This is a genomic window from Ralstonia mojiangensis, from assembly GCF_023955645.1.
In the GTDB taxonomy this organism is placed as follows: domain Bacteria; phylum Pseudomonadota; class Gammaproteobacteria; order Burkholderiales; family Burkholderiaceae; genus Ralstonia; species Ralstonia mojiangensis.
Map to the genome: position 1 here is coordinate 495,596 of NZ_JAMXHU010000003.1, position 21,934 is coordinate 517,529.

The window sequence follows — 21,934 nt, forward strand, 5'->3', positions numbered from 1 at the left end:
AGGAAATTTGAAATGGCTTTGAAAATCGCGCAAGAACTCCGCGCTGGCAACGTGTTCATGATCGGTGACCAAGCGCAAGTCGTGCTCAAGACCGAGTACAGCCGCTCGGGCCGCTCGGGCGCCGTCGTCAAGATGAAGTACAAAAACCTGCTGACGGGCGCAGGCGGCGAGTCGGTGTTCAACGCCGACGACAAGATGGACCAAGTCATCCTGGACAAGAAGGAAGCCGATTACTCCTACTTCGACGGCACGATGTACGTGTTCATGGACCCGGTGAGCTATGAGCAATACAACGTCGAGCCCGCCGCCATGGGCAACGCGCTGAACTACCTGCAAGACGGCATGAAGGTCGAAGTGACGTTCTACAACGAGAACGCCATCTCGGTGGAACTGCCGACCACGGTTGTCCGCGAAATCGTCTACACCGAACCGGCCGTCAAGGGCGACACGTCGTCGGGCAAGGTTCTGAAGGCGGCTCGCATCAACGACAACGAAGAATTCACGATCATGGTCCCGCTGTTCTGCAACATCGGCGAGAAGATCGAAATCGACACGCGTACCGACGAGTACCGCAGCCGCGCCAAGTAAGCTGGCGTCGCAGCAAGAAGAAAGGCTCCCTCGGGAGCCTTTTCTTTTTCGAGCAGCCTTCTTGGCGTTCCGAGGCTACTTGATGAGTTTTGCCTCGCGCAATGTACGCAGCGCCTGCTTGTAAGCCGATTGCTGCTGCAGCTTCGCCCAGTCCTTCACGGCGCGACCACCGAACAGCCGACGCACGCGCCGCTGCGACGCCTTGCCCATCGGCACATCCAATTCGCCGAGCAGTTGATCGGCCTTTTCCGGCGCATTGCAGATCAGCACCATGTCGCAGCCGGCCGTGAGTGCCGCTCGTGCGCCATCGACGACCGTGCCAGCAACGCTCGCGCCTTCCATGCTCAGGTCATCGCTGAAGATCACGCCGTCAAAGTTGAAATGCGCGCGCAGCATGTCCTGCAGCCAGAAGCGGGAGAAGCCCGCCGGATTCGGATCGACGGCCGAGTAAATCACGTGCGCCGGCATCACCGACTGCAGGCCGATTCCCATCCACCCGTAGGGCTGCGCGTCGTCTGCGAGGATGGCCTCCAGCGGGCGCTCGTCCACCGGCACGGCGATGTGCGAGTCAGCCTGGACGTAGCCGTGGCCGGGGAAATGCTTGCCGCAGTTCGACATGCCGGCCAGGCGCAGGCCCAGCGTCAGGTGGTTGGCGAGCATCGTTACCACGCGCGGGTCGCGATGGAACGCGCGATCGCCGATCACGCTGCTGCTGCCGTAGTCGAGATCGAGCACGGGCGTGAAGCTCAGGTCGATATCGCACGCGCGCAGTTCAGCGGCCAGCACATAGCCGCAAGCGGTGGCGGCGCGCGTGGCGGCCAGTACGTCGGTGTCCCACAGCTTGCCCAGCGCGCCCATGGCGGGCAGGTGCGTGAAGCCGTCAGTCTTGGCGCGCTGCACGCGGCCGCCCTCGTGGTCGATGCAAATCAGCACGTCGTTGCGAATCGCGCGAATGGCCTGCGTAAGCGCGGTCAATTGCGCGCGCGATTCAAAGTTGCGCGCAAACAGGATCACGCCGCCCGTCAGCGGATGGGCAATGCGTCGGACGTCGTCGGGACCGAGCTCGAGGCCGGCAACATCCAGAACGATCGGGCCGGGGTGCTTCTGCTTTTTGGTTTGGGTCATGCGGAGGATTTCGTTTGCAACTCGGCGACGGCGAAGGCGACTGCATAGTCGCGCTCGTCCGTCACACTGATCTGGATATGAAGCCCGTGCTGCACGATCCAGTCGGCCAATTCGCCGCTGTAGCGCACCACAGGTTGGCCGGACGGCAAATTCAGCGTCTGCACCGCCCGCCACGTCATCGGCCAGCGCATGCCGAGTCCGATGGCCTTGGACACGGCTTCCTTGGCGGCAAAGCGCGTGGCAAGAAACGCGAGGCCACGCCGCTCGGAGCGGGCCTTGCGGGCATGGTAGACGCGCAGCTCATCGGGGCCGAGCACCTTTTCGGCAAAGCGGCCGTTGGTCCGCTGCATCACGCCTTCGACACGCTCGATCTGGATGATGTCGGTGCCGATGCCGTAAATCGCACCGGACGCAGAGGTGGCTGCGGCCCCTTCGTTCATACAGGCACGCCCGGGTGTGCGGCGGCCGGCGTCGTGGACGACAACCGTGCCGCAACCATGATCGCCTTCATCTCGCGCACCGCGTTCTGCCAGCCGGCAAACACCGCATGCGCAACGACGGCGTGGCCAATGTTGAGTTCGTGAATGCCGGCGATGGCCGCAATCGGCTGCACGTTCGTGTAGTGGAGCCCGTGGCCGGCGTTCACACGCACGCCCCAGCGGATGCCCTCTTCCACCGCGGTTTCGATGCGGACAAGTTCTGCCCGCAACTCTGCATCGTCCGTAGCTTCGGCATAGCGGCCCGTGTGCAGTTCGATGACCGGCGCGCCGGCGGCGGCGGCCGCCTCGATCTGTGCTGCGTCCGGATCGATGAACAGCGACACGCGGATGCCCGCATCGGCCAGTTGCTTGCAAGCGGCTTGCACCTTGGCGAACCCACCCACCACGTCCAGGCCGCCTTCGGTGGTGACTTCCTGACGGCGCTCGGGCACGAGACAGACATCCTGCGGGCCGATGTCGCATGCGATGTCGAGCATCTCCTGCGTGACGGCGCACTCCAGGTTCATGCGCGTACGCAGCTGCGGCCGCAGCGCACGCACATCGGCGTCCTTGATGTGGCGACGATCTTCGCGCAGGTGCAGGGTGATTAGGTCGGCGCCGGCTTCTTCAGCCAGCAGCGCCGCGGCGATCGGATCCGGGTAAGTGGTGCCGCGCGCGTTGCGCAGCGTGGCGACGTGGTCGATGTTGATGCCCAGGTCGATGATTCCCGGCGAGGCATGAAAGATCATAGTTTCTGCAAGTCGATCAGGATCTGGCGCGTCGAAAGCGGCGTGCCGTGCAAATGATAATGCAGCAGGAAACGCATCAGGCTGCGGCTTTGCTGCGCGGTCGTTGGGCGTGAGGCGTAATCGTCGTGTTCCATGTCGATCAGCGTCTGGCCCCGCAAAACAGGCCAGGACGATGGATCACTCGGCAGCGTGCGCCGGATGCCGCGCTCAGGGTGATAGACGTATTCGGCGTCCGCCTGCACGGGCTCACCGTCGATGCAGCGGTCGAGCCGCGCAGCGAAGCCAGTCTCACGTAGCAACACGCGTTCGAACGCGCGTAGCGTGAAGGCCGCGGGCTCACCATGAGCAAGCTTGTTGAGTGTTTCGACGTAATTCGCGAACAGTACCGGGTGGCCGTCTTCGCGGGCGACGAACTTGACGAGCAGTTCGTTCAGATAGAAACCGGATAGCAGCCCCTCCCCGCCCAGCGGCAGCATGCCGCCGACCCACTCGGCGCGGGTCAGTGTGCGCACATCACCGCGGCCGCTCCAGGATAGCGACAGCGGCTGGAATGTCTGCAGCACCGCGCGCAGAGCCGAATGCGGCCGCTTGGCCCCCTTGGCGACCAGTGCCATGCGCCCATAGTCGGGCGTGAAGACGTCGATGATGAGGCTGGTTTCCCTATACGGGTAACTGTGCAACACGAAGGCCGGCTGCGCAGCGACGCGCGTTTCGGAGCGCCCCGCAGGAAAGCTCTTGCGCGGCGCGGCGCCAGCTACGCTTTCCTCGGCCAGCCATTCCGCGGCTTCGTCCGGAATCGGATCGGATCGTCCCGCCATCGAGCGTATAGAAGTGGCCCGGCTAAGTGGTTATTCGTAGCCGTAGGCGCGCAGGCCGGCTTCGTTGTCGGCCCAGCCGCTCTTGACCTTGATCCAGACCTCCAGATACACCTTGCCGTCGAACAGTTTTTCCATGTCCATGCGAGCTTCGGTGGAGATCTGCTTGAGCTTGGCGCCCTTCGCACCAATGATCATTGCCTTGTGCGCGTCGCGGTCGACCAGAATGGTCACGAATACGCGGCGCAGGCGGCCTTCGGTCTCGAATTTATCGACGATGACGGTGCTGGAATACGGCAACTCGTCGCCAGTCCAGCGGAAGACCTTCTCGCGAACGATTTCGGCGGCCAGGAAGCGCTCGCTGCGATCGGTCAGCGCTTCCGGGTCGTACATCGGTTCGCCTTCTGGCAGATACGGGCGCACGATGCCGAGCAAGCGGTCGATGTCGTCGCGGTTCTTCGCCGACATCGGCACGATTTCGGCAAACGGAAACACCTGCGCCATGTCCTGCAGGAACACGGCGACCATCTCGGCGCGCGTGTACGCGTCGAGCCTGTCGACCTTGTTGACGATCAGGATCACGGGCGTCTCGCGGGGCAACAGCGAGAGCACCTTCTCGTCGTCCGGGCCATAGCGGCCCGCTTCAACCACGAACAGCACGGCATCCACCGACGTAAGCGTGGAGGTGACCGCGCGGTTCAGCGACCGATTAAGCGCCGTGGCGTGACGCGTCTGAAAGCCCGGCGTATCGACGAAGACGAACTGGGCGTCATCGGTCGTCTGAATACCGGTGATGCGGTGGCGCGTAGTCTGCGCCTTGCGCGATGTGATGCTGACTTTCTGGCCCACCAAGGCGTTCATCAACGTGGATTTGCCGACGTTCGGCCGCCCAACAATGGCGACCATGCCGCAGCGGAACCCCTCCGGCACACCAGATTCTGGCTGCGGAGGCTGCAATGGGGTGTCGCTCATTTACCTGATTATTCCTTCAACCTGAGAGACAACTGCGGATCGGGCGGCGTGGCTTGCTTGCGCGTCTTGCCGGTGCGCTCGGCGCGGCTGCGCTTGACGAGCTGCGGCACCAGGCGATGCGCTTCATCCAGGGCCAGCTTGGCCGCCGATTGTTCGGCCGCGCGCCGCGATGCCCCGCTGCCGGAGACACGAATCTCCAGCTTCGGGATCGAGCACTCGACCTCGAATTGCTGATTATGCGCCGCGCCGTGGGTGGCAACCACCGTATACAGCGGCAACGCAATCTTGTGACCTTGGAGGTACTCCTGCAACAGCGTCTTGGCATCCTTGCCCAGCGTGCGCGGGTCGACCTGTTCAAGGATCGGGATATAGAGTTTGCGGATCAGGGTGCGGGCAGCATCGAAGCCACCGTCGAGGAACACCGCCCCGAAAATCGCTTCGAGCGCATCAGCCAGGATGGAAGGCCGGCGGAAGCCACCGCTTTTCAATTCGCCTTCGCCCAAACGTAAGGCATCGGGCAACAGCAACATCTGCGCGATCTCATACAGCGCCTGCTGCTTGACCAGATTCGCGCGTACACGCGAAAGATCACCCTCGTCCAGCTTGCCAAACATGCCGTAAAGCATGTCGGCGACGGCGCAATTCAGGATTGAATCGCCAAGAAATTCCAGGCGCTCGTTGTGCATCGCGCTGTGGCTGCGATGGGTGAGCGCCTGCTGCAGCAACTCCGGTTTGCTGAAGCGGTAGCCAAGACGTTGCTGTAGTGCATCCAGACTCATGTCAACGCTGGGTCCCCGAATAGGTGATCACCAGACCGATGGGGCCATACAACGGGATCTGTCGCTTGTACGAGAAACGCACCGCCTGAATAGACCCACCGCCATCCAACACCTCCAGATCTTCGCCCTTGATCGACGTGATGTCGTCGATCGCGGCTTGCTTGTCAAAGGCGTTGGCCACTTCTTCGCGCGTGCTTGCACGCTCGCGCGCTTGCTTGACGGCGCGCGTGATGGCTTGGTATTCAATCAGGCTTGGGACGGACCGAATGGCCGGTAGCACAAACGTGATCAGCACAATGATGCCGATCAGGATGCCGAACATCGTAATCCCGCGCGACGGGCGTTTCAGACCGGCCTGACGAATCCGCATTGCATTTCCCCCGTGGTGCAATTGTCGAGTTTCAATAAGAGCTTTTTGCGTCACTTATCGGATCAATGGAAAGCACCGATCCGCTTCAGGTCACCCAGATTCATCCAAATGAAGAACGCTTTCCCGACGATGTTCTTGTCCGGCACGAAGCCCCAATAGCGGGAGTCCGCGCTGTTGTCGCGATTATCACCCATCATGAAATAGTGACCTGCAGGTACCTTGCAAGTGAAGCCGGTCTGATTGTAAGTGCAGTTCTCGCGGAACGGAAAATCGTCCGGACCGGAGACATAAGCCGGGCGGTCGGCGTCATTCAGAATGTTGTGCGTGACGTTGCCGAGCGTCTCCTGATACTGCTTCGAGTACGTCAAGCGCTCGCCATCGAGGTAATCGGACTGCGGTGCGTAGGTGGCCGGTTGGCCATTCACCGTCAGGCGCTTGTTGTCGTACTTCACCACGTCGCCGGGCACGCCGATCACGCGCTTGATGTAGTCCATCGATTCGTCTTTCGGATAGCGAAAGACCATCACGTCGCCGCGTTGCGGTTGGTTCAGCTCGACGATCTTCTTGTTGACGATCGGCAAACGAATGCCATACGTGTATTTGTTGACGAGGATGAAATCGCCGATCTGCAGCGTCGGAATCATCGAGCCCGACGGAATCTTGAACGGCTCGATCACGAACGAACGCAGCAGGAACACTGCGGCGATAACCGGGAAGAAACTGGCGGTGTACTCCAGCCACCAGGGCTGGCGCAGCTTGTCCTCGGCCAGTTGCAAACGCGCGGCACCGATGTCGCCACCGCCGCCGTACTGCGCCTGCACCTGCGCACGCGCATCAAATTCAGCCAGTGCCGCGGCCGCGGCCGTCTGACGCTGGCGCTGGAACACGAGCTTGTCAGCCACCCACGCAATGCCGGTGAGGACGACGAGAACAAACAGAATCAGGGCGAAGTTCATGGATGAGAGATCGTCCGAGCGATGTCTGGATTATTTTTCTTCGACGCGCAGGATGGCCAGGAAAGCCTCTTGCGGAATTTCAACGGTACCAACCTGCTTCATGCGCTTCTTGCCCTCTTTCTGCTTTTCGAGGAGCTTCTTCTTGCGCGAGATATCACCGCCGTAGCACTTGGCCAGCACATTCTTGCGCAGCGCCTTGACGTTTTCGCGGGCGATCACGTTGGCGCCAATGGCTGCCTGGATTGCCACGTCGTACATCTGGCGCGGAATGATTTCGCGCATCTTGGCGGCCACTTCACGGCCGCGATATGTGGCGTTCGAACGGTGAACGATGATGGACAGCGCATCGACCTTGTCGCCGTTGATCAGGATGTCGACCTTGACCACGTCCGATACGCGATATTCCTTGAACTCGTAATCCATCGACGCATAACCGCGCGAGACGGATTTCAGCCGATCGAAGAAGTCCAGCACGATCTCGCCCATCGGGATTTCGTACGTCAGTTGGACTTGGCGGCCGTGGTAACTCATGTTGATCTGCGAGCCGCGCTTCTGCTCGCACAGCGTAATCACGGCACCCACGTAATCCTGCGGCATGTACAGATTGACCGTGACGATCGGCTCGAGAATCGCCTCGATCTTGCTCGGGTCCGCCGGCATCTTGGCGGGGTTTTCCACCTGCACCATCGTGCCGTCGCGCAGTTGCACCTGATAGACCACCGTCGGCGCGGTGGTAATCAGATCCATGTCGAATTCGCGTTCCAGGCGCTCCTGCACAATCTCCATGTGCAACAGGCCAAGGAAGCCGCAGCGGAAGCCGAAGCCCAGCGCCTGCGACACTTCCGGCTCGTACTGCAGCGACGCGTCATTGAGCTTGAGCTTTTCCAGCGATTCGCGCAGCGCTTCGTACTGGTTGGCTTCGACCGGATACAAGCCGGCAAACACCTGAGGTTTGACTTCCTTGAAGCCCGGCAGCGGCGCCTCGGCCTTGCGCGGCGCCACGTGGGTGATGGTGTCACCGACCTTGGCTGCCTTCAGTTCCTTGATGCCCGCGATGACAAAGCCTACCTGGCCCGCAGACAGGGATTCGCGCGGCACCGACTTCGGCGAGAACACGCCCACCTGCTCCACCAAGTGCTGCGCACCGGTTGCCATCAGCAGGACCTTGTCTTTGGCGCGCAGCGTGCCGTTCACCACGCGCACCAGCATCACCACGCCGACATAGTTGTCGAACCAGGAGTCGATGATCAGCGCTTGCAGCGGCGCGGCCGGGTCACCCTTGGGGGCCGGCACTTTGGCGATCAGCGCTTCGAGCACGTCCGCCACGCCCACGCCGGTCTTCGCGGAGCAGCGCGTCGCGTCGGTCGCATCAATGCCGATCACATCCTCGATTTCCTGGATCGCGTTGTCCGGATCAGCCGCAGGCAAGTCGATTTTATTGAGCACCGGCACCACTTCCACGCCCAACTCGATGGCGGTGTAACAGTTGGCAACGGTTTGCGCCTCCACACCTTGGGAAGCATCGACCACCAGCAGAGCACCTTCGCACGCGGACAGCGACCGGCTGACTTCGTAGCTGAAGTCGACGTGTCCCGGGGTATCGATCAGATTGAGGTTATAGACCTTGCCATCCCGTGCCTTGTAGGACAACGCGGCGGTCTGCGCCTTGATGGTGATGCCGCGTTCCTTCTCGATGTCCATCGAGTCCAGTACTTGGGCTTCCATCTCGCGGTCGGAGAGCCCGCCACACAACTGGATGATGCGATCGGCCAGCGTCGATTTGCCGTGGTCGATATGGGCGATGATCGAGAAATTGCGGATATTGTCCATCGAATGCGTCGAAAAGCGCCCATCCCGGGCGCGTCTGCCGGGAGCGCGAGGCGGTTCCGGCATGGCCGGCGCACATTGGCTGCGCTGGCGGGAGGTATTGGATTCCAAGCCGAACTTGCGACACAAAAATCGTGCGCTGCAAAAATCGGCGCTAACGGGCGATTTTACCGGATTTCAGGGGGCTTCCCGCGCCTCTTTTTGCGGCAGCGACGTTGCGTCAGTTATGCGCCGCCTGAGCTGCGAGCCACGCCTGCACGACAGGCACATCGAGAAAGTAGTGACACAGCTCACGCGCGTCTTCGGGCAGTGCTTCCGGGGCACCCGTCATCAGCACGGGGACCAACTCGTCAAACCGCGCCTCCAACGTCGGATCACTGTCGACGTCAACTTCGTGCAGCACAAAAGAAAAACCGCGCCGGAGCGGCTCCAGCGCGTTCCTCATGTCGTCGCACAAATGACAATACGTGCGTCCGTAGAGCGTCAGTTCGATCACTGGCCGCTACCCGAACGGGCCGCACTCGGGCGCAGTGTCACTACCTGGGTCGCATCGCCACGGCGGACAAACACAGCAACCATACGGTTTTTGTCGAGCTTGGCGACCACCTCGTTGAACTGCTTGGCGTTGGCAACATCGGTATCACCCACGCGCAGGATCAGGTCGCCCGGTCGAATGCCCACGCGGGCCGCCGGCCCTTCAGAGACCTGCACTTCAACGCCACTCTTGGTCTTGAACTCGCGACGCGCGCCGTCAGACAAGTCAGCCACCACCAGCCCCAGCGCGTTCGGCTTGCCCGGACCCTGCTGGCTGTTATCGGGCTGCGCGCCCTTGGCACGCTGGGCCACCTTCGTGTCGGCCTGCAACTCCGCGACCGTCACGGTCAGATCACGCGTTGCGCCCTTGCGCCAGACCTGCACCGTAGCGCGCGTGCCCGGCTTGGTCTCGCCGACTTGGCGCTGCAAGTCACCGGCCTTCTCGACATCGCGGCCGTTGTATTTCAAGACGATGTCACCGGCCTCAATGCCGGCCTTGTCCGCCGGACCGCCCGATTCGACATTGCCGACATAGGCGCCGCGCGCCCGGCCCAGACCCAGCGACTCCGCCGCGTCCTTCGGCACGTTATCGATTGCCACACCGATGCGACCGCGTGTCACGCGTCCTGTCGCCTTCAACTGCTCAGCCACACGCATCGCCTCGTCGATCGGAATCGAGAACGAGATGCCCATGTAGCCGCCGCTTTGGCTATAAATTTGGTTGTTGATGCCGATCACCTCGCCGCGCAGGTTGATCAGCGGGCCGCCCGAGTTACCAGGGTTGACAGCCACGTCGGATTGGATGAACGGCAGGTAGTCGCCCGTATCGCGCCCCTTGGCGGACACGATGCCGGCAGTTACCGTATTGTCCAGCCCAAACGGGGAACCGATTGCGAGCACCCACTCGCCTACGCGCACCTTGTCGGAATCACCGAGCCTCAGGCTCGGCAGCGCACTCGCTTCGACCTTGACGAGCGCCACGTCAGTACGCTTGTCCAGGCCGATCAGCTTGGCCTTGTATTCGCGCTTGTCGATCAGCGTGACGTAGATGGTTTCCGCGCCTTCCACCACATGCGCGTTGGTCAGGATGTAGCCATCGCCCGAGATGATGAAGCCGGAACCGACACCGCGGCTCTGCTCCTCTTCCTGCTGCGGCGGCGCGTTGCGGCGCTTCTGGCCCTGCCCGGGCATGCCCGGCATCGGTACACCGAAGAAGCGGCGGAAAAACTCGGCCATGTCGTCATCGTTGGGACCACCCTGCTGCATACGGACCTTTTCGGTCGTGCGGATGTTGACGACGGCGGGGCTTACCTTCTCGACCAGATCGGCAAAATCGGGCAGGCCATACGTGCCCGTAGCCACGCTGCCTGTGGCGTTCTGTGCGTGGGCTGGCGCCAGCGCGCTCCCAACCGCCACAGCGGCGGCAACGCACAGCAGACGCAAGGCGTGAACGGATCGAGCGGTACGCATGAAAGCTCCCCGGAACAAGAACAGATAGAAAAATGGTACTGCGCGATCACGTCGCGCACTCAAGAGAGATGCCGGCTCTTTGGCTACTGCGGCGCGTTGGCCGGCTTGTTGGTCGCGTTGGCGGACACCGGCTTGTAGTCGACTGCTGCGCCAAACTGCTTGATGGTAGCAAAGGGGACTTCGCCCACGACCGTCAGCCAGAAATCGGCAACACGTCGCACCATCACATGCGTGGCACCCTGCGAGATAAAGCCTTCGCGACGCGTGCGCTTTTCCGATACCGGCTCGATAAAGAGCGACAGCCCTGCCAATCCGTCGCTAAACACGACTTGCTGGACCTCGAAACCAGAACTGTTCTTTCCGGCTGGCGCAATATCGCCCAGCGGACGGCGCACCTCACGGATCTTCTGGAAGCCCTTGACGGGGTTGCCAATCGTCCAGCCTTGCTCGGCCAGATTAGTCGGCTGCGTCACGATCTCGTACTGATTCCAGCCGTTCAGGTTCTTGAGCGCAGTGACGATCTTCTGCTTTTCCGACGGCACACCCAACTCAACTTGCGAGAAGGCCACCTGTTCAAGCACCTTGCCGTCTTCACCGATGGTCTGGGCGCGCATCAACAAACCACTGTTGCGCTCCGCCCAGATTCGGTAGGCATAACGGTAGCCGTCCTTCGGATCGAGCTGGAAGACTTCGCAATCCATGCCTGCCACGCGCTCGGTCGGCAGGTGGCGCATGTCGTATTGATCAAGCACATCGCCGTTGGTGGTGGCGAGCAGCGCGGGGAAGCTGTCCTTGTGCTCCTGCTTCTCCGTCACAACGAGTTTGACGTCGTAAATCAGGTTCCGGACAACATCATTCTGGCGCAACATCTCGCGCTGTTTGCCGTCCAGCGCTTCGACGCGCTCGTACTCGTTGTTGAAAAGATCAGCGTAGTGCTGGATACGAGTGGAGTGCATGCCGGTGCCACGCTGGTACGTGAGCGTCCCGACATAGTTTTGCTTGAGCGCTGCGCGATGGATTTTGGCAAGCCAGGAGGCAGCCTCCTTGCGCGGCATGAGATCGGGCTGCGGCTGAGCAGCTGTCGCCAGCGCCGAAACACACAGAAGAAGAAAAACCGACCGACGAACGGCCTGCAGCTTGCGGGCGCCTGCCCCGGCAACGGGGTGCCACACCTTCGACATGGATGCCCGCATTATTCCTGATTGGAGTCCTGGGTGTTCGCCACCCCATTGGCCACTGCACGCAGATACGGAACCACCATACCGTTGGTTGCTGATTGCCGGTGGGCGCTCAGGTATTCATCCAGACGGGCGTCGCGGATCATCGGCGTATTGTCAGTGGCCGCCACGGTCAGTGCCTGTGCACCGGTAGCTTGCGTCGCTTTGGCGACCAATGCGGGGGCACCATCAACGCCATCGGCAGTACCGCGCAGTTGCGGCACGACGACCCAGCTAACGGCCGCCACCGCCGCAGCCACGGCGGTCGTAGGCATAATCCGGCGGACCCAAGCAGGGCTGACCAGGAAGCGGTGCCTCTCTTGGGCCTTGGCACGCTGCGCTACAGCCGGCACCAAGAGATGCGGCTCGGCGTCGAGCTTGGCCGAGAACCGGCTGAGGAAATCTTCAGAGGAACGCGTGTTCAGCAGATCTTCCGACCGGAGCACGTCGCCGATCAGTTGATATTCGCGCCAATGCGCCGCGCCGTCGCCATCCGTGGCGAGTTCCACGGCAAACGACACCTCGTGCGTTGCAACTTCACCGTCCATCAAGGCAGAGATGCGTTGTGCGAACTCCACTTCTGCCGTTTGCAATTGAGCCTGACCCATTTCCCGACCCCAAAAACTCCAACGTCCAATCAACGATCCGAGAGAAGACTTCCCGAGGTTTCACCGTTTGCAGCCGCATGCGGCCGCCGGCTTGTCATATCGGCTGGCTACCACCGTTTGCCCTCCACTGTTCCCAGCAGGGGGCGCAATTTCTCGGCAATCGCTTCGCGCGCCCGGAAGATGCGGGACCGGACCGTGCCGATCGGGCATTCCATCGCTTCAGCGATTTCCTCATAGCTCAGACCCTCGATCTCCCGGAGTGTGATTGCGGTACGCAATTCTTCGGGTAGCGCTTCCATTGCACGGTTGACCGTTTCGGCCACCTGCTTGGTGTGCAGCATGGAGTCCGGCGTATTGATATCCCTTAGTAGCTCACCGTCGGCAAAAGTTTCAGCCTCTTCGGTGTCGATGTCGCTGGACGATTCCGGGCGCCGCCCCTGAGTCGCCAGGTAATTCTTCGCCGTGTTGACGGCGATGCGATACAACCACGTATAGAACGCGGATTCCCCCCGAAATTGGGGCAACGCACGGTAGGCCTTGATAAAGGCATCCTGTGCCACATCCTCGACTTCGGCCGGGTCACGGATCAGGCGCGAAACGAGCCGAATGATCTTCCGATGGTACTTGACCACCAGCAGCTCAAACGCTCGCTTGTCGCCTTGCTGGACGCGTTCGACGAGGATCTGGTCGGCTTCGCGTTCGCTCACGGATTCTTCACCTGCAGTGTATCGCCTTGAATTTATGTGACTTGGAAACGTTGTATTTTACCTACGACACACCGGATACCTGAGAAACCACCCGCGGAGGCCCCAGGCGCAACAGACTTCGCATACGACGTAGCGTCCCGGCGGAAAACCACGGCGGCATCAGCACGAAAATCTGTGGACACCATCCGCGACGTGCGACCCCGAGGACCAAGACGCGCTCACCCAACGGCCACGACCATAACAGAGGCGCATTTTGGACCGCTTCTGGCGCTTCCAATCGGACCTGCCACACGGCTCGGCCGGGCTCCCCGTCTTCTTTGAGACGAGCGCGCCACATCAGTTCCATCGTGAGCGGCGAACGGTTCACCATCAACGGCAGGCACGCGGCCGCCGCCAACCCGCCGATGGCGCCCCAGGTAATCCAAGGTAATGCGGCGCCCCATGTTTTGATCGCCCAGAGCACAACCGAGCAAACAAGAGCGGCTATGCCAAACCGGCCGATCGCGCACAGGAGCCGATACGACGCTGGAAAGACAATGTGCTGGATAACCAAGGCAAAAGCGAAGCGGCAAGCGCCGTGAGGCTACGTGCCGCTCTGTCTTACGGGCGCTTAAACACCAACGTACCGTTCGTCCCGCCGAAGCCGAAGTTGTTCTTCACGGCCACGTCGATCTTCATGTCACGCGCGGTATTGGCGCAGTAATCGAGATCGCACTCGGGATCCTGGTTGAAGATGTTGATGGTGGGCGGCGACACCTGATTGTGCAGCGCCAGCACCGTGAACACCGACTCCAGCCCCCCCGCGCCGCCAAGCAAGTGGCCGGTCATTGATTTGGTGGAGTTCACGACGACTTTGCCGGCGTGATCGCCGAAAGCCGCCTTGATGGCTTCGGATTCGTTCTTGTCGCCCAGCGGCGTGGAGGTGCCGTGCGCATTCAGGTAATGGACCTGATCCGCATTCATACCTGCATCGCGCAGTGCGTTCAGCATGCAGCGGCGCGGGCCGTCCATGTTCGGCGCCGTCATATGGAACGCGTCGCCGCTCATGCCAAAGCCTGCGACTTCCGCGTAGATCGTGGCGCCGCGTGCCTTGGCCGACTCGTATTCCTCCAACACCATCACACCTGCACCTTCGCCCAGGACGAAACCGTCACGGTCCTTGTCCCAGGGGCGCGACGCGGTGGCCGGATCCTCATTGCGCGTGGACAGCGCGCGGGCAGCAGCAAAACCACCGATGCCTAGCGGCGAAACGGTCGATTCGGCACCGCCGGCCACCATTGCGTCAGCATCGCCCGCCTGGATAAGACGCGCGGCCAGACCAATGCTATGCAGGCCAGTCGTGCAAGCCGTGACGGCTGCAAGGTTCGGGCCCTTCAAACCGAACATGATGCTCAAATGGCCGGAGATCATATTGATGATCGAACCCGGCACAAAGAACGGCGAGATCCGGCGCGGACCGCGGTCGACGTAGGTCTGGTGCGTATCTTCGATCATCGGCAGACCGCCGATACCGGAACCGACCAACACGCCGATACGTTCCGCATTGGCTTCGGTCACTTCCAGACCGCTGTCCTTCAGCGCTTGCACGCCGGCAGCAATGCCGTAATGGATGAAGGTGTCCATGTTGCGGGCTTCCTTCGCCGGGATGTAATCCTCAGCGTTGAAACCCTTCACCTCGCCAGCGAAATGCACGGCCAGGTTCGACGGATCGAATTTGGTGATGGTGGCGATCCCGGACTTGCCGGCGACCAGATTGGCCCACCCCTCGGCGACCGAGTTCCCTACCGGAGAGACCAGCCCCAGGCCGGTTACCACTACGCGACGACGGCTCACTATGCTTTCCTGCAACTCTGTATCAGCGACAAAGGCCACAGAAAACGCGCCACCCGGTCAAACCGGACAACCGCCCTTTCTGTGGCCCGCGATGTCAAGAGATCGATTGACGCTTACGCCTTGACGTGGGCGGTCGCGTAATCGATAGCTTGCTGCACCGTGGTGATCTTCTCGGCTTCTTCGTCCGGGATTTCCATACCGAACTCGTCTTCCAGAGCCATCACCAGCTCAACCGTATCGAGCGAATCCGCGCCCAGATCGTTCACGAACGACGATTCGTTCTTGATGTCCGCTTCGGCCACGCCGAGTTGCTCAGCAACGATCTTCTTAACGCGTGCGTCGATGTTGTCCATTTAACCCTCCAGGGAAGTATTCGACAAAAAGTGCGCGCATTCTAGCAGGTTTGCGCGGTGAAAAACCGCGCCGGAATCCATGCAAAAAATGCGCCCATCATGATGCTAAAAGCCAGTTAAATCAGCGATCGCACAGAATTTTGCTTATGCGCAAAGCCTCGCACGACCGCCGCCGGGACGGCTTCCTTATCCCATGTACATGCCGCCGTTGACGTGCAGCGTCGAGCCCGTAATGTAGCCCGCCGCCGGTGACGCCAGGAAGGCAACCGCGCTGGCGATATCTTCAGGCGCGCCAAGGCGGCCCAGCGGAATCTGCGCCTTCAGCGCGGTATGCTGCTCTTCCGACAGGACCTTGGTCATGTCGGTATCGATAAAGCCCGGCGCGATGCAGTTGACCGTGATGTTACGGCTGCCGATCTCACGCGCCAGCGCGCGAGCCATGCCTTCCACGCCGGCCTTGGCCGCAGCATAGTTCGCCTGACCCGGGTTGCCAGCGGAGCCGACGACCGAAGTGATGTTGATGATACGGCCTCCGCGCGCCTTCATCATCGGGCGCAGCACAGCTCGCGACAAACGGAACACAGCGGAGAGGTTCGTATCGATGACCGACACCCATTCGTCGTCCTTCATGCGCATCGCCAGGTTGTCCTGCGTGATGCCCGCATTGTTGACGAGAATGTTCAGGCCACCGTGCGTCTTGATGGTTTCGTCGATGACGGCCTCGCAGCGCGCGGCGTCATTCACGTTGAGCACCACCCCCAAGCCTTTCACGCCGGCTTCGGCAAAGTACGCGGTGATGGCTTGCGCGCCGGCTTCCGACGTGGCCGTACCGACCACCGTCGCACCTTGGCGCGCCAGTTCCAGCGCAATGGCACGGCCGATGCCGCGCGAAGCACCGGTAACGAGAGCAACCTGATTGTTCAATGCTTGGGTCATACGGATCCCGTTGATTATTTGAGTTGGCCCAGCACTGCTTCCAGCGACGCCGGATCGAAGATCGCGTCGCCGACGATCTCGCCGTCGATACGCTTGACCAGACCTGCCAGCACCTTGCCCGGGCCGCACTCGACCACGCGGGTAACGCCATCGGCCTTCATCTTCTGGACAGTCTCGACCCAGCGCACGGGCGATGCCGCCTGGCGCACCAACGCATCCTTGATGGCAGCCGGGTCGTTCACCACAGCCACGTCCACGTTATTGATGACAGGAATCACCGGGGCGTTGACCGTCACGTTGGCGAGATACTCGCGCAGACGATCCGACGCCGGCTTGAGCAGCGACGAGTGGAACGGCGCCGACACCGGCAGCGGCAGCGCGCGCTTGGCGCCCTTGGCCTTGGCGATTTCGCAAGCCTTCTCGACAGCTGCCTTGGTACCGGCGATCACCACTTGGGCCGGCGCGTTGAAGTTCACGGCTTCAACCACACCCGCGACGGAAGCTTCGGCGCATGCTGCGCGCACGTCGTCGTCCGACAGACCGAGGATCGCAGCCATACCGCCCTCGCCCACCGGCACCGCTTCCTGCATCGCTTTGGCGCGGAAACGGACCAACGGTACGGCATCTTTGAACGCGATGGCGCCCGCGGCGACCAGCGCCGAATACTCGCCGAGGCTATGGCCGGCCACGACAGTCGGCGTCGGGCCACCGGCGGCCTGCCATGCACGATAGACAGCAACAGCCGCCGTCAGCATGACGGGTTGCGTATTGGTCGTCAGGTTCAGTTCTTCAGCCGGGCCTTCGGCAATCAGCTTGCCGATGTCCTGGCCCAGCGCGTCGGACGCCTCGGCCAGCGTGGCCACCACGGCCGGATGATCGGCAAACGCATTGAGCATGCCGACCGATTGCGAACCCTGGCCGGGGAAGACGAAAGCGAATGTCATGGCTCGTATTGTTCGTTCTGGAAATTCGTCGATCAGAAGCGCAGCAGCGCGGCGCCCCAGGTAAAGCCGCCACCCACGCCTTCGAGCATCACGTGCTGACCACGCTGGATACGGCCATCGCGCACCGCAACGTCGAGCGCCAGGGGAATCGAGGCAGCCGACGTGTTGCCGTGCTCGTCGACGGTCACGATCAGGCGCTCGTTGGAGAGACCCAGCTTCTTGGTCGTGCCCTGCATGATGCGGATGTTCGCCTGGTGCGGAATCAACCAGTCGACTTGAGAGGCTTCGAGCTCCGCTGCCGCCAGCGCTTCACGGGCAACCTTGTCGAGCACCGTGACGGCCAGCTTGAAGACAGCCTGACCATCCATGTACAGGAAGGCGCTGCCCTGGATTGCACCTGCGGCCACGTTGCCCGGCACGCACAGGATGTTGGCGTGACTGCCGTCAGCATGCAGTGCGGTCGACAGGATGCCGGGCTCGTCAGACGCCTGCAGCACCACAGCGCCGGCGCCATCGCCAAACAGCACGCAGGTGGTGCGGTCGCTGAAATCGATGATGCGCGAGAAGACTTCCGAACCAATCACGAGCACATTGCGGTACGCGCCCGAGCGGATGAATTTGTCGGCGGTCGCCAGCGCGTAGACAAAGCCGGAACACACAGCCTGCACGTCGAACGCAGGGCAGCCGTTGGTAATACCAAGCTTTTGCTGCACCAGGCACGCCGTGCTCGGGAACACGAAATCCGGCGTGGACGTCGCCACCAGGATCAGGTCGAGTTCGGAACGATCGATGCCGGCGGCTTCGATCGCGCGTTCAGCGGCCTTTACTGCGAGGTCGCTGCACGTAACATCGGGTTCAGCGAAATGACGCGCCCGGATGCCGCTGCGCGAGACGATCCATTCGTCGCTCGTCTCAATACCCTTCTCGGCCAACTGGGCCGCCAGTTCGTCATTGGTAACCCGCTTGGGCGGCAGGTAACTGCCCGTGCCGATGATCCTTGCGAAACGTGTCATGTGCGGTGGGGTGATCTGACTCGGGAGCGACGCTCAAGCAGCGTCGGCGGCCGGAGTGGAAGTGGAGACCGGCGCAGCGCCCGCTGCGTCATGGTGCGATTCGAACGCCTGCGCAATGCGGGCGATCACGCCGTTGGCCGCAGCGTCATAGGCACGCTTGATGGCCCATTCGAACGCGTAGGCGTCGGCCGAGCCGTGGCTCTTGATGACCAGACCACGCAGGCCAAGCAGCGCGGCGCCATTGTAGCGCCGATGGTCTACGCGCCGCTTGAAACGCGTCAACACTGGCAGCGCCACGACGGCGAGCAGCTTTGTGAACCACGAGCGGCTGAATTCCTGGCGCAGCATCTCACCGATCATCTTGGCCAGGCCTTCGGTGCTCTTGAGCGCCACGTTACCGACAAAGCCATCGCAGACGACAATGTCGGTCGTGCCCTTGAAGATGTCGTTGCCTTCAACGTTACCGAAGAAGTTGAGATCGGAGGCGCGCAGTAACTCACCCGCCTGCTTGACGACCTCGTTGCCCTTGATGACTTCTTCGCCGATGTTCAGCAGGCCAACCGTCGGGCGAGGCTTCTGCTCAACGACCGACACCATCGCCGAGGCCATCTGCGCGAACTGCAGCAGGTGCTCGGGCTCGCAGTCGGCGTTGGCACCAAGGTCCAGCACAGTGGTGCCGGCACCTTTCTCGTTCGGAATGGCGGTAGCGATTGCAGGGCGATCAATGCCGTCCAGCGTCTTGAGAACGTAACGCGACACCGCCATCAATGCGCCGGTATTACCAGCGGAAACGCACGCCTGAGCTGCGCCTTCCTTGAGTTGATTGATGGCCACGCGCATCGAAGAATCTTTCTTCTTGCGCAGCGCCACCTCGACCGGATCGTCCATCGACACCACCTCGGAGGCGGGAACGATGTGGACGCGCGGGTTCGCGGTAGCGTGGAGTCGCTTGAGCTGCGCCGCGATGGCATCGGGCTGCCCGACGAGCAGCATTTCGACGTCTTCGTGTGCGGCGAGAAAATGGATCGCTGCAGGGATTGTCACGCCAACGCCGTGATCACCACCCATGCAGTCGATGGCAAGCTTGATGGTCATGCGAGTCTGAGTTGCGGTTTCACGTGCGGCTCCGGCCGTTGGCGCGCGTATGGTACACAAACCGGTACACGCATTGCCGAATTTCGCTCAACAAAAAAGCGGCAAATTGGCTTGCCGCTTTTTTGCTTGCATCATGAACCTGTGCGTTCAGACCAATCCAACACGCTTGCCAGAAAACTGGCAAATCGCATCAGTCGTTCTTGGTCTTCACAACCTTGCGGCCACGATAGTAGCCGTTCGGGCTCACGTGGTGACGCAGGTGCACTTCGCCGGTGGTCGGCTCGACGGCGATCGGGGCCGTCGTCAGGAAATCGTGCGAACGATGCATGCCGCGCTTGGACGGCGACTTCTTGTTTTGTTGAACAGCCATGACTGACTCCTAAGCAATTTGATCGATTTTATCACATCACACGGAGCCGGAGCGTAGCCATTCCGGTAGGCGTGTGAAACGTACTGCCATCAGCGCGCGCAAATACTCGCGCACGCCTAATGTTTGGTCTTCAGGTTAGCCAGCACCGCGAACGGCGACGGCTTCTTTTCTGCTTCAGCCTCTTCCGGCAACACCTCATCCGGGCAGACTGCATGACGCGGCGACACTGGCAACGCCAGCAACAGCTCATCTTCGATCTGCGTGATCAGATCAAAGTTGCGCGAGCCGACGATGACATCAGCCTCATCGTCATCCAGCGGAGCGGCATCGGCATCGGCCTCCGAGCGCATGACTTCCAGGCGCGTGCGCACCGGCAGAGGCTGCTCGTAAGCCTTGAGGCACCGCTGACATTGCAGCCAGACCGCCCCATCCACTTCCAGATCCACGAAGAGACGCTGGCGGAGCAACTGACCGGCGGTAGCCTCCTCACGCACCAGACCCTGCAACTGCCAACGGAATTGCGTGTTGGCATCAGCGGGAGCATCCGCGGCCTGCTCGGCCAGCAGGCGGGGCATATCGGTCAGATTGACTGCGCCGCTTGCCGGCTCACCCGCGCGAATGAACGCGAAAAGATCGAATGCACGAAAATCCACGAATCGAACCTGCTAAACGCGTTGCTGTTGGTGCGCGAACCGGATCGACCGCCCTGCAGCGCCCGACAACACCTTGCGCCTGGGCGCTCGGTTTGCGACACTGCGCGGCCAAACCGCGAAACGCGGGATTATAGCGGGCAGAAACCTCTGACGTCAAAAGGTTTTGCTCAAAATCTACTGCATCTTCAAGCACTTATGACTTCTGCATCGCGTCCGCCGCTCATTCTGGCCTCCAGCTCGCCATATCGGCGGGAATTGCTTGAACGCCTGCGCTTGCCGTTTGAGATTGTGGTACCGAACATTGATGAGACCCCCGCCCCGGACGAGTCGCCCGACCAGACCGCACTGCGCCTGGCCCGGCAAAAGGCGGAGAAGGTCGCAGCAAGTTATCCCGGCGCGCTGGTCATCGGCTCCGATCAGGTCGCCACGCTGGACGGTGAGCAGGTCGGCAAGCCGGGTGACCACGCCCGCGCACTGGCACAACTGCGCTGGATGCGTGGACGCACCGTCACTTTCCATTCAGCGTTGTGCCTGTACGACGGGCGGACGGGGCAACACCAGAGCGAGGACATTCGCACGCTGGCGACCTTCCGCGATCTTTCCGACGAGGAATTGGACGCCTACTTGCACCTGGAACACCCGTACGACGTTGCGGGAAGCGCCAAATCAGAAGGTCTGGGCATCGCCCTGCTTGAACGCGTGGAGTCGTCAGACCCGACCGCCCTGGTTGGCCTGCCGCTGATCGCCCTGACCAGCATGCTGCGCAACGTTCACTACCCGCTCTTCGCCTGAACCATGGCCGGTACGCTTTACCTCATTCCAAATACGCTGGGCTCACGCGATGCGGCTGACCCGCTCCCTGACGTAATTCCGACTGGCGTGCAGCAAATCACCGCGCGACTCGATTACTTCGTCGCTGAACACGCCAAGACGGCGCGTGCGTTGCTGAAAAAGCTGGCCGAGACTACGCCGCTGGCGCGCCCACTGCAGGAAATCACCATCCGCGAACTGAACGTCAAAACGCCGGAATCGGAACTGGAAGCGCTGCTGGCTCCCGTGGTTGCCGGCCAGGACGCTGGGCTGATGTCGGAAGCCGGAGTGCCGGCGGTGGCCGATCCGGGTGCAAATCTCGTGCGTCTCGCACATCGGCGAGGCGTGCGCGTAAAGCCGCTGGTGGGGCCGAGTTCGATTCTGCTGGCGGTGATGGCGTCCGGGTTGAACGGCCAGAGCTTTGCGTTCAACGGCTATCTGCCCGTCGACGCCGCTGAGCGTAAGACCAAGCTGCGCGCATTGGAACAGCTTTCACGCACTGCAGGGCAAACACAGGTGTTTATCGAGACGCCGTACCGAAATGGCGCGTTGCTCGAGGCCATTCAGGCTGGCTGCTCGCCGAGTACGCTGCTCTCGATTGCGGTGGACCTGACGCTGCCCGACGAGCAGGTCGTCACACTGCCCGTGAGCGACTGGCGCGCCGACCGCATGAACCTGCACAAGCGGCCGGCGATCTTCTCGCTGCTGGCGCGATAGCGCGCCTCTTCCTT

At 61.7% G+C, this 21,934-nt stretch carries 25 protein-coding genes; 3 read left to right on the plus strand and 22 right to left on the minus strand.

Annotated features, from left to right (window positions below):
* The first annotated feature begins 18 nt into the window (after window positions 1–18).
* A complete protein-coding gene (gene efp, locus NG898_RS14480) occupies window positions 19–588 on the plus strand; it encodes an elongation factor P (RefSeq protein ID WP_252693447.1) in 570 nt (189 codons plus the stop codon).
* Window positions 589–663: 75 nt separating this feature from the next.
* On the opposite strand, the gene nagZ is transcribed toward efp, so the two are convergent.
* The 22 genes from nagZ to NG898_RS14590 form a co-directional block, all read right to left on the minus strand.
* A complete protein-coding gene (gene nagZ / locus NG898_RS14485; RefSeq protein WP_252692963.1) occupies window positions 664–1,713 on the minus strand; it encodes a beta-N-acetylhexosaminidase in 1,050 nt (349 codons plus the stop codon).
* Entirely contained in the window at window positions 1,710–2,153 is a 444-nt protein-coding gene (acpS, locus tag NG898_RS14490) for a holo-ACP synthase (RefSeq protein ID WP_252692965.1), read from the minus strand. Before acpS ends, nagZ begins: the two co-directional genes overlap by 4 nt.
* Complete coding sequence (gene pdxJ, locus NG898_RS14495; RefSeq protein WP_012435233.1) at window positions 2,150–2,941, minus strand: pyridoxine 5'-phosphate synthase; 792 nt, start codon at window positions 2,939–2,941, stop codon at window positions 2,150–2,152. Before pdxJ ends, acpS begins: the two co-directional genes overlap by 4 nt.
* Complete coding sequence (recO, locus tag NG898_RS14500) at window positions 2,938–3,759, minus strand: DNA repair protein RecO (protein ID WP_252692966.1); 822 nt, start codon at window positions 3,757–3,759, stop codon at window positions 2,938–2,940. Before recO ends, pdxJ begins: the two co-directional genes overlap by 4 nt.
* A 30-nt stretch (window positions 3,760–3,789) precedes the next feature.
* Window positions 3,790–4,728 carry a GTPase Era gene (era, locus tag NG898_RS14505; protein WP_004635627.1) on the minus strand — a complete coding sequence of 313 codons (939 nt, stop codon included), beginning with the start codon at window positions 4,726–4,728 and terminating at the stop codon, window positions 3,790–3,792.
* Between the two features lie 8 nt (window positions 4,729–4,736).
* Entirely contained in the window at window positions 4,737–5,507 is a 771-nt protein-coding gene (gene rnc / locus NG898_RS14510) for a ribonuclease III (RefSeq protein WP_024976097.1), read from the minus strand.
* Window position 5,508: 1 nt separating this feature from the next.
* On the minus strand, window positions 5,509–5,877 hold the full coding sequence (locus NG898_RS14515) for a DUF4845 domain-containing protein (RefSeq protein WP_252692967.1): 369 nt from the start codon (window positions 5,875–5,877) through the stop codon (window positions 5,509–5,511).
* Window positions 5,878–5,939: 62 nt separating this feature from the next.
* Window positions 5,940–6,833 (minus strand): signal peptidase I, encoded by an 894-nt coding sequence (gene lepB, locus NG898_RS14520; protein ID WP_252692969.1) that lies wholly within the window; start codon window positions 6,831–6,833, stop codon window positions 5,940–5,942.
* A 30-nt stretch (window positions 6,834–6,863) separates the two neighbouring features.
* Window positions 6,864–8,663: a translation elongation factor 4 gene (lepA, locus tag NG898_RS14525; RefSeq protein WP_232042407.1), complete on the minus strand. Its 1,800-nt coding sequence runs from the start codon at window positions 8,661–8,663 to the stop codon at window positions 6,864–6,866.
* A 217-nt stretch (window positions 8,664–8,880) separates the two neighbouring features.
* Window positions 8,881–9,156, minus strand: coding sequence for a glutaredoxin family protein (locus NG898_RS14530; RefSeq protein ID WP_252692971.1), 276 nt, complete (start codon window positions 9,154–9,156; stop codon window positions 8,881–8,883).
* Window positions 9,153–10,664, minus strand: a complete 1,512-nt coding sequence (locus NG898_RS14535; protein WP_252692973.1) for a DegQ family serine endoprotease — start codon at window positions 10,662–10,664, stop codon at window positions 9,153–9,155. Before NG898_RS14535 ends, NG898_RS14530 begins: the two co-directional genes overlap by 4 nt.
* 83 nt (window positions 10,665–10,747) lie before the next feature.
* Complete coding sequence (locus tag NG898_RS14540; protein ID WP_252692974.1) at window positions 10,748–11,845, minus strand: MucB/RseB C-terminal domain-containing protein; 1,098 nt, start codon at window positions 11,843–11,845, stop codon at window positions 10,748–10,750.
* A gap of 11 nt (window positions 11,846–11,856) precedes the next feature.
* Window positions 11,857–12,489, minus strand: a complete 633-nt coding sequence (locus NG898_RS14545) for a sigma-E factor negative regulatory protein (RefSeq protein WP_252692976.1) — start codon at window positions 12,487–12,489, stop codon at window positions 11,857–11,859.
* A 107-nt stretch (window positions 12,490–12,596) separates the two neighbouring features.
* Window positions 12,597–13,196, minus strand: coding sequence for an RNA polymerase sigma factor RpoE (gene rpoE / locus NG898_RS14550; protein ID WP_004635646.1), 600 nt, complete (start codon window positions 13,194–13,196; stop codon window positions 12,597–12,599).
* 600 nt (window positions 13,197–13,796) lie between these two features.
* Window positions 13,797–15,029 carry a beta-ketoacyl-ACP synthase II gene (fabF, locus tag NG898_RS14555; protein WP_092971575.1) on the minus strand — a complete coding sequence of 411 codons (1,233 nt, stop codon included), beginning with the start codon at window positions 15,027–15,029 and terminating at the stop codon, window positions 13,797–13,799.
* 113 nt (window positions 15,030–15,142) lie between these two features.
* Window positions 15,143–15,382 carry an acyl carrier protein gene (acpP, locus tag NG898_RS14560; RefSeq protein WP_004635650.1) on the minus strand — a complete coding sequence of 80 codons (240 nt, stop codon included), beginning with the start codon at window positions 15,380–15,382 and terminating at the stop codon, window positions 15,143–15,145.
* Window positions 15,383–15,568: 186 nt separating this feature from the next.
* Window positions 15,569–16,318 carry a 3-oxoacyl-ACP reductase FabG gene (fabG, locus tag NG898_RS14565; protein WP_252692978.1) on the minus strand — a complete coding sequence of 250 codons (750 nt, stop codon included), beginning with the start codon at window positions 16,316–16,318 and terminating at the stop codon, window positions 15,569–15,571.
* A 14-nt stretch (window positions 16,319–16,332) separates the two neighbouring features.
* A complete protein-coding gene (gene fabD, locus NG898_RS14570) occupies window positions 16,333–17,262 on the minus strand; it encodes an ACP S-malonyltransferase (protein WP_252692979.1) in 930 nt (309 codons plus the stop codon).
* 32 nt (window positions 17,263–17,294) lie between these two features.
* A complete protein-coding gene (locus NG898_RS14575) occupies window positions 17,295–18,275 on the minus strand; it encodes a beta-ketoacyl-ACP synthase III (RefSeq protein ID WP_112185277.1) in 981 nt (326 codons plus the stop codon).
* 33 nt (window positions 18,276–18,308) lie between these two features.
* Window positions 18,309–19,370 carry a phosphate acyltransferase PlsX gene (plsX, locus tag NG898_RS14580; RefSeq protein ID WP_045204397.1) on the minus strand — a complete coding sequence of 354 codons (1,062 nt, stop codon included), beginning with the start codon at window positions 19,368–19,370 and terminating at the stop codon, window positions 18,309–18,311.
* Between the two features lie 190 nt (window positions 19,371–19,560).
* Window positions 19,561–19,740 (minus strand): 50S ribosomal protein L32, encoded by a 180-nt coding sequence (gene rpmF / locus NG898_RS14585; protein ID WP_003268823.1) that lies wholly within the window; start codon window positions 19,738–19,740, stop codon window positions 19,561–19,563.
* Window positions 19,741–19,856: 116 nt separating this feature from the next.
* Window positions 19,857–20,393, minus strand: coding sequence for a YceD family protein (locus NG898_RS14590; RefSeq protein ID WP_252692981.1), 537 nt, complete (start codon window positions 20,391–20,393; stop codon window positions 19,857–19,859).
* 195 nt (window positions 20,394–20,588) lie between these two features.
* Here NG898_RS14590 and NG898_RS14595 point away from each other — a divergent pair, with 195 nt between their 5' ends.
* Together NG898_RS14595 and NG898_RS14600 are read left to right on the plus strand one after the other, a co-directional pair.
* Window positions 20,589–21,185: a Maf-like protein gene (locus NG898_RS14595; RefSeq protein ID WP_252692983.1), complete on the plus strand. Its 597-nt coding sequence runs from the start codon at window positions 20,589–20,591 to the stop codon at window positions 21,183–21,185.
* Window positions 21,186–21,188: 3 nt separating this feature from the next.
* Window positions 21,189–21,920, plus strand: coding sequence for an SAM-dependent methyltransferase (locus tag NG898_RS14600; protein WP_252692984.1), 732 nt, complete (start codon window positions 21,189–21,191; stop codon window positions 21,918–21,920).
* The last annotated feature ends 14 nt before the right edge of the window (window positions 21,921–21,934 follow it).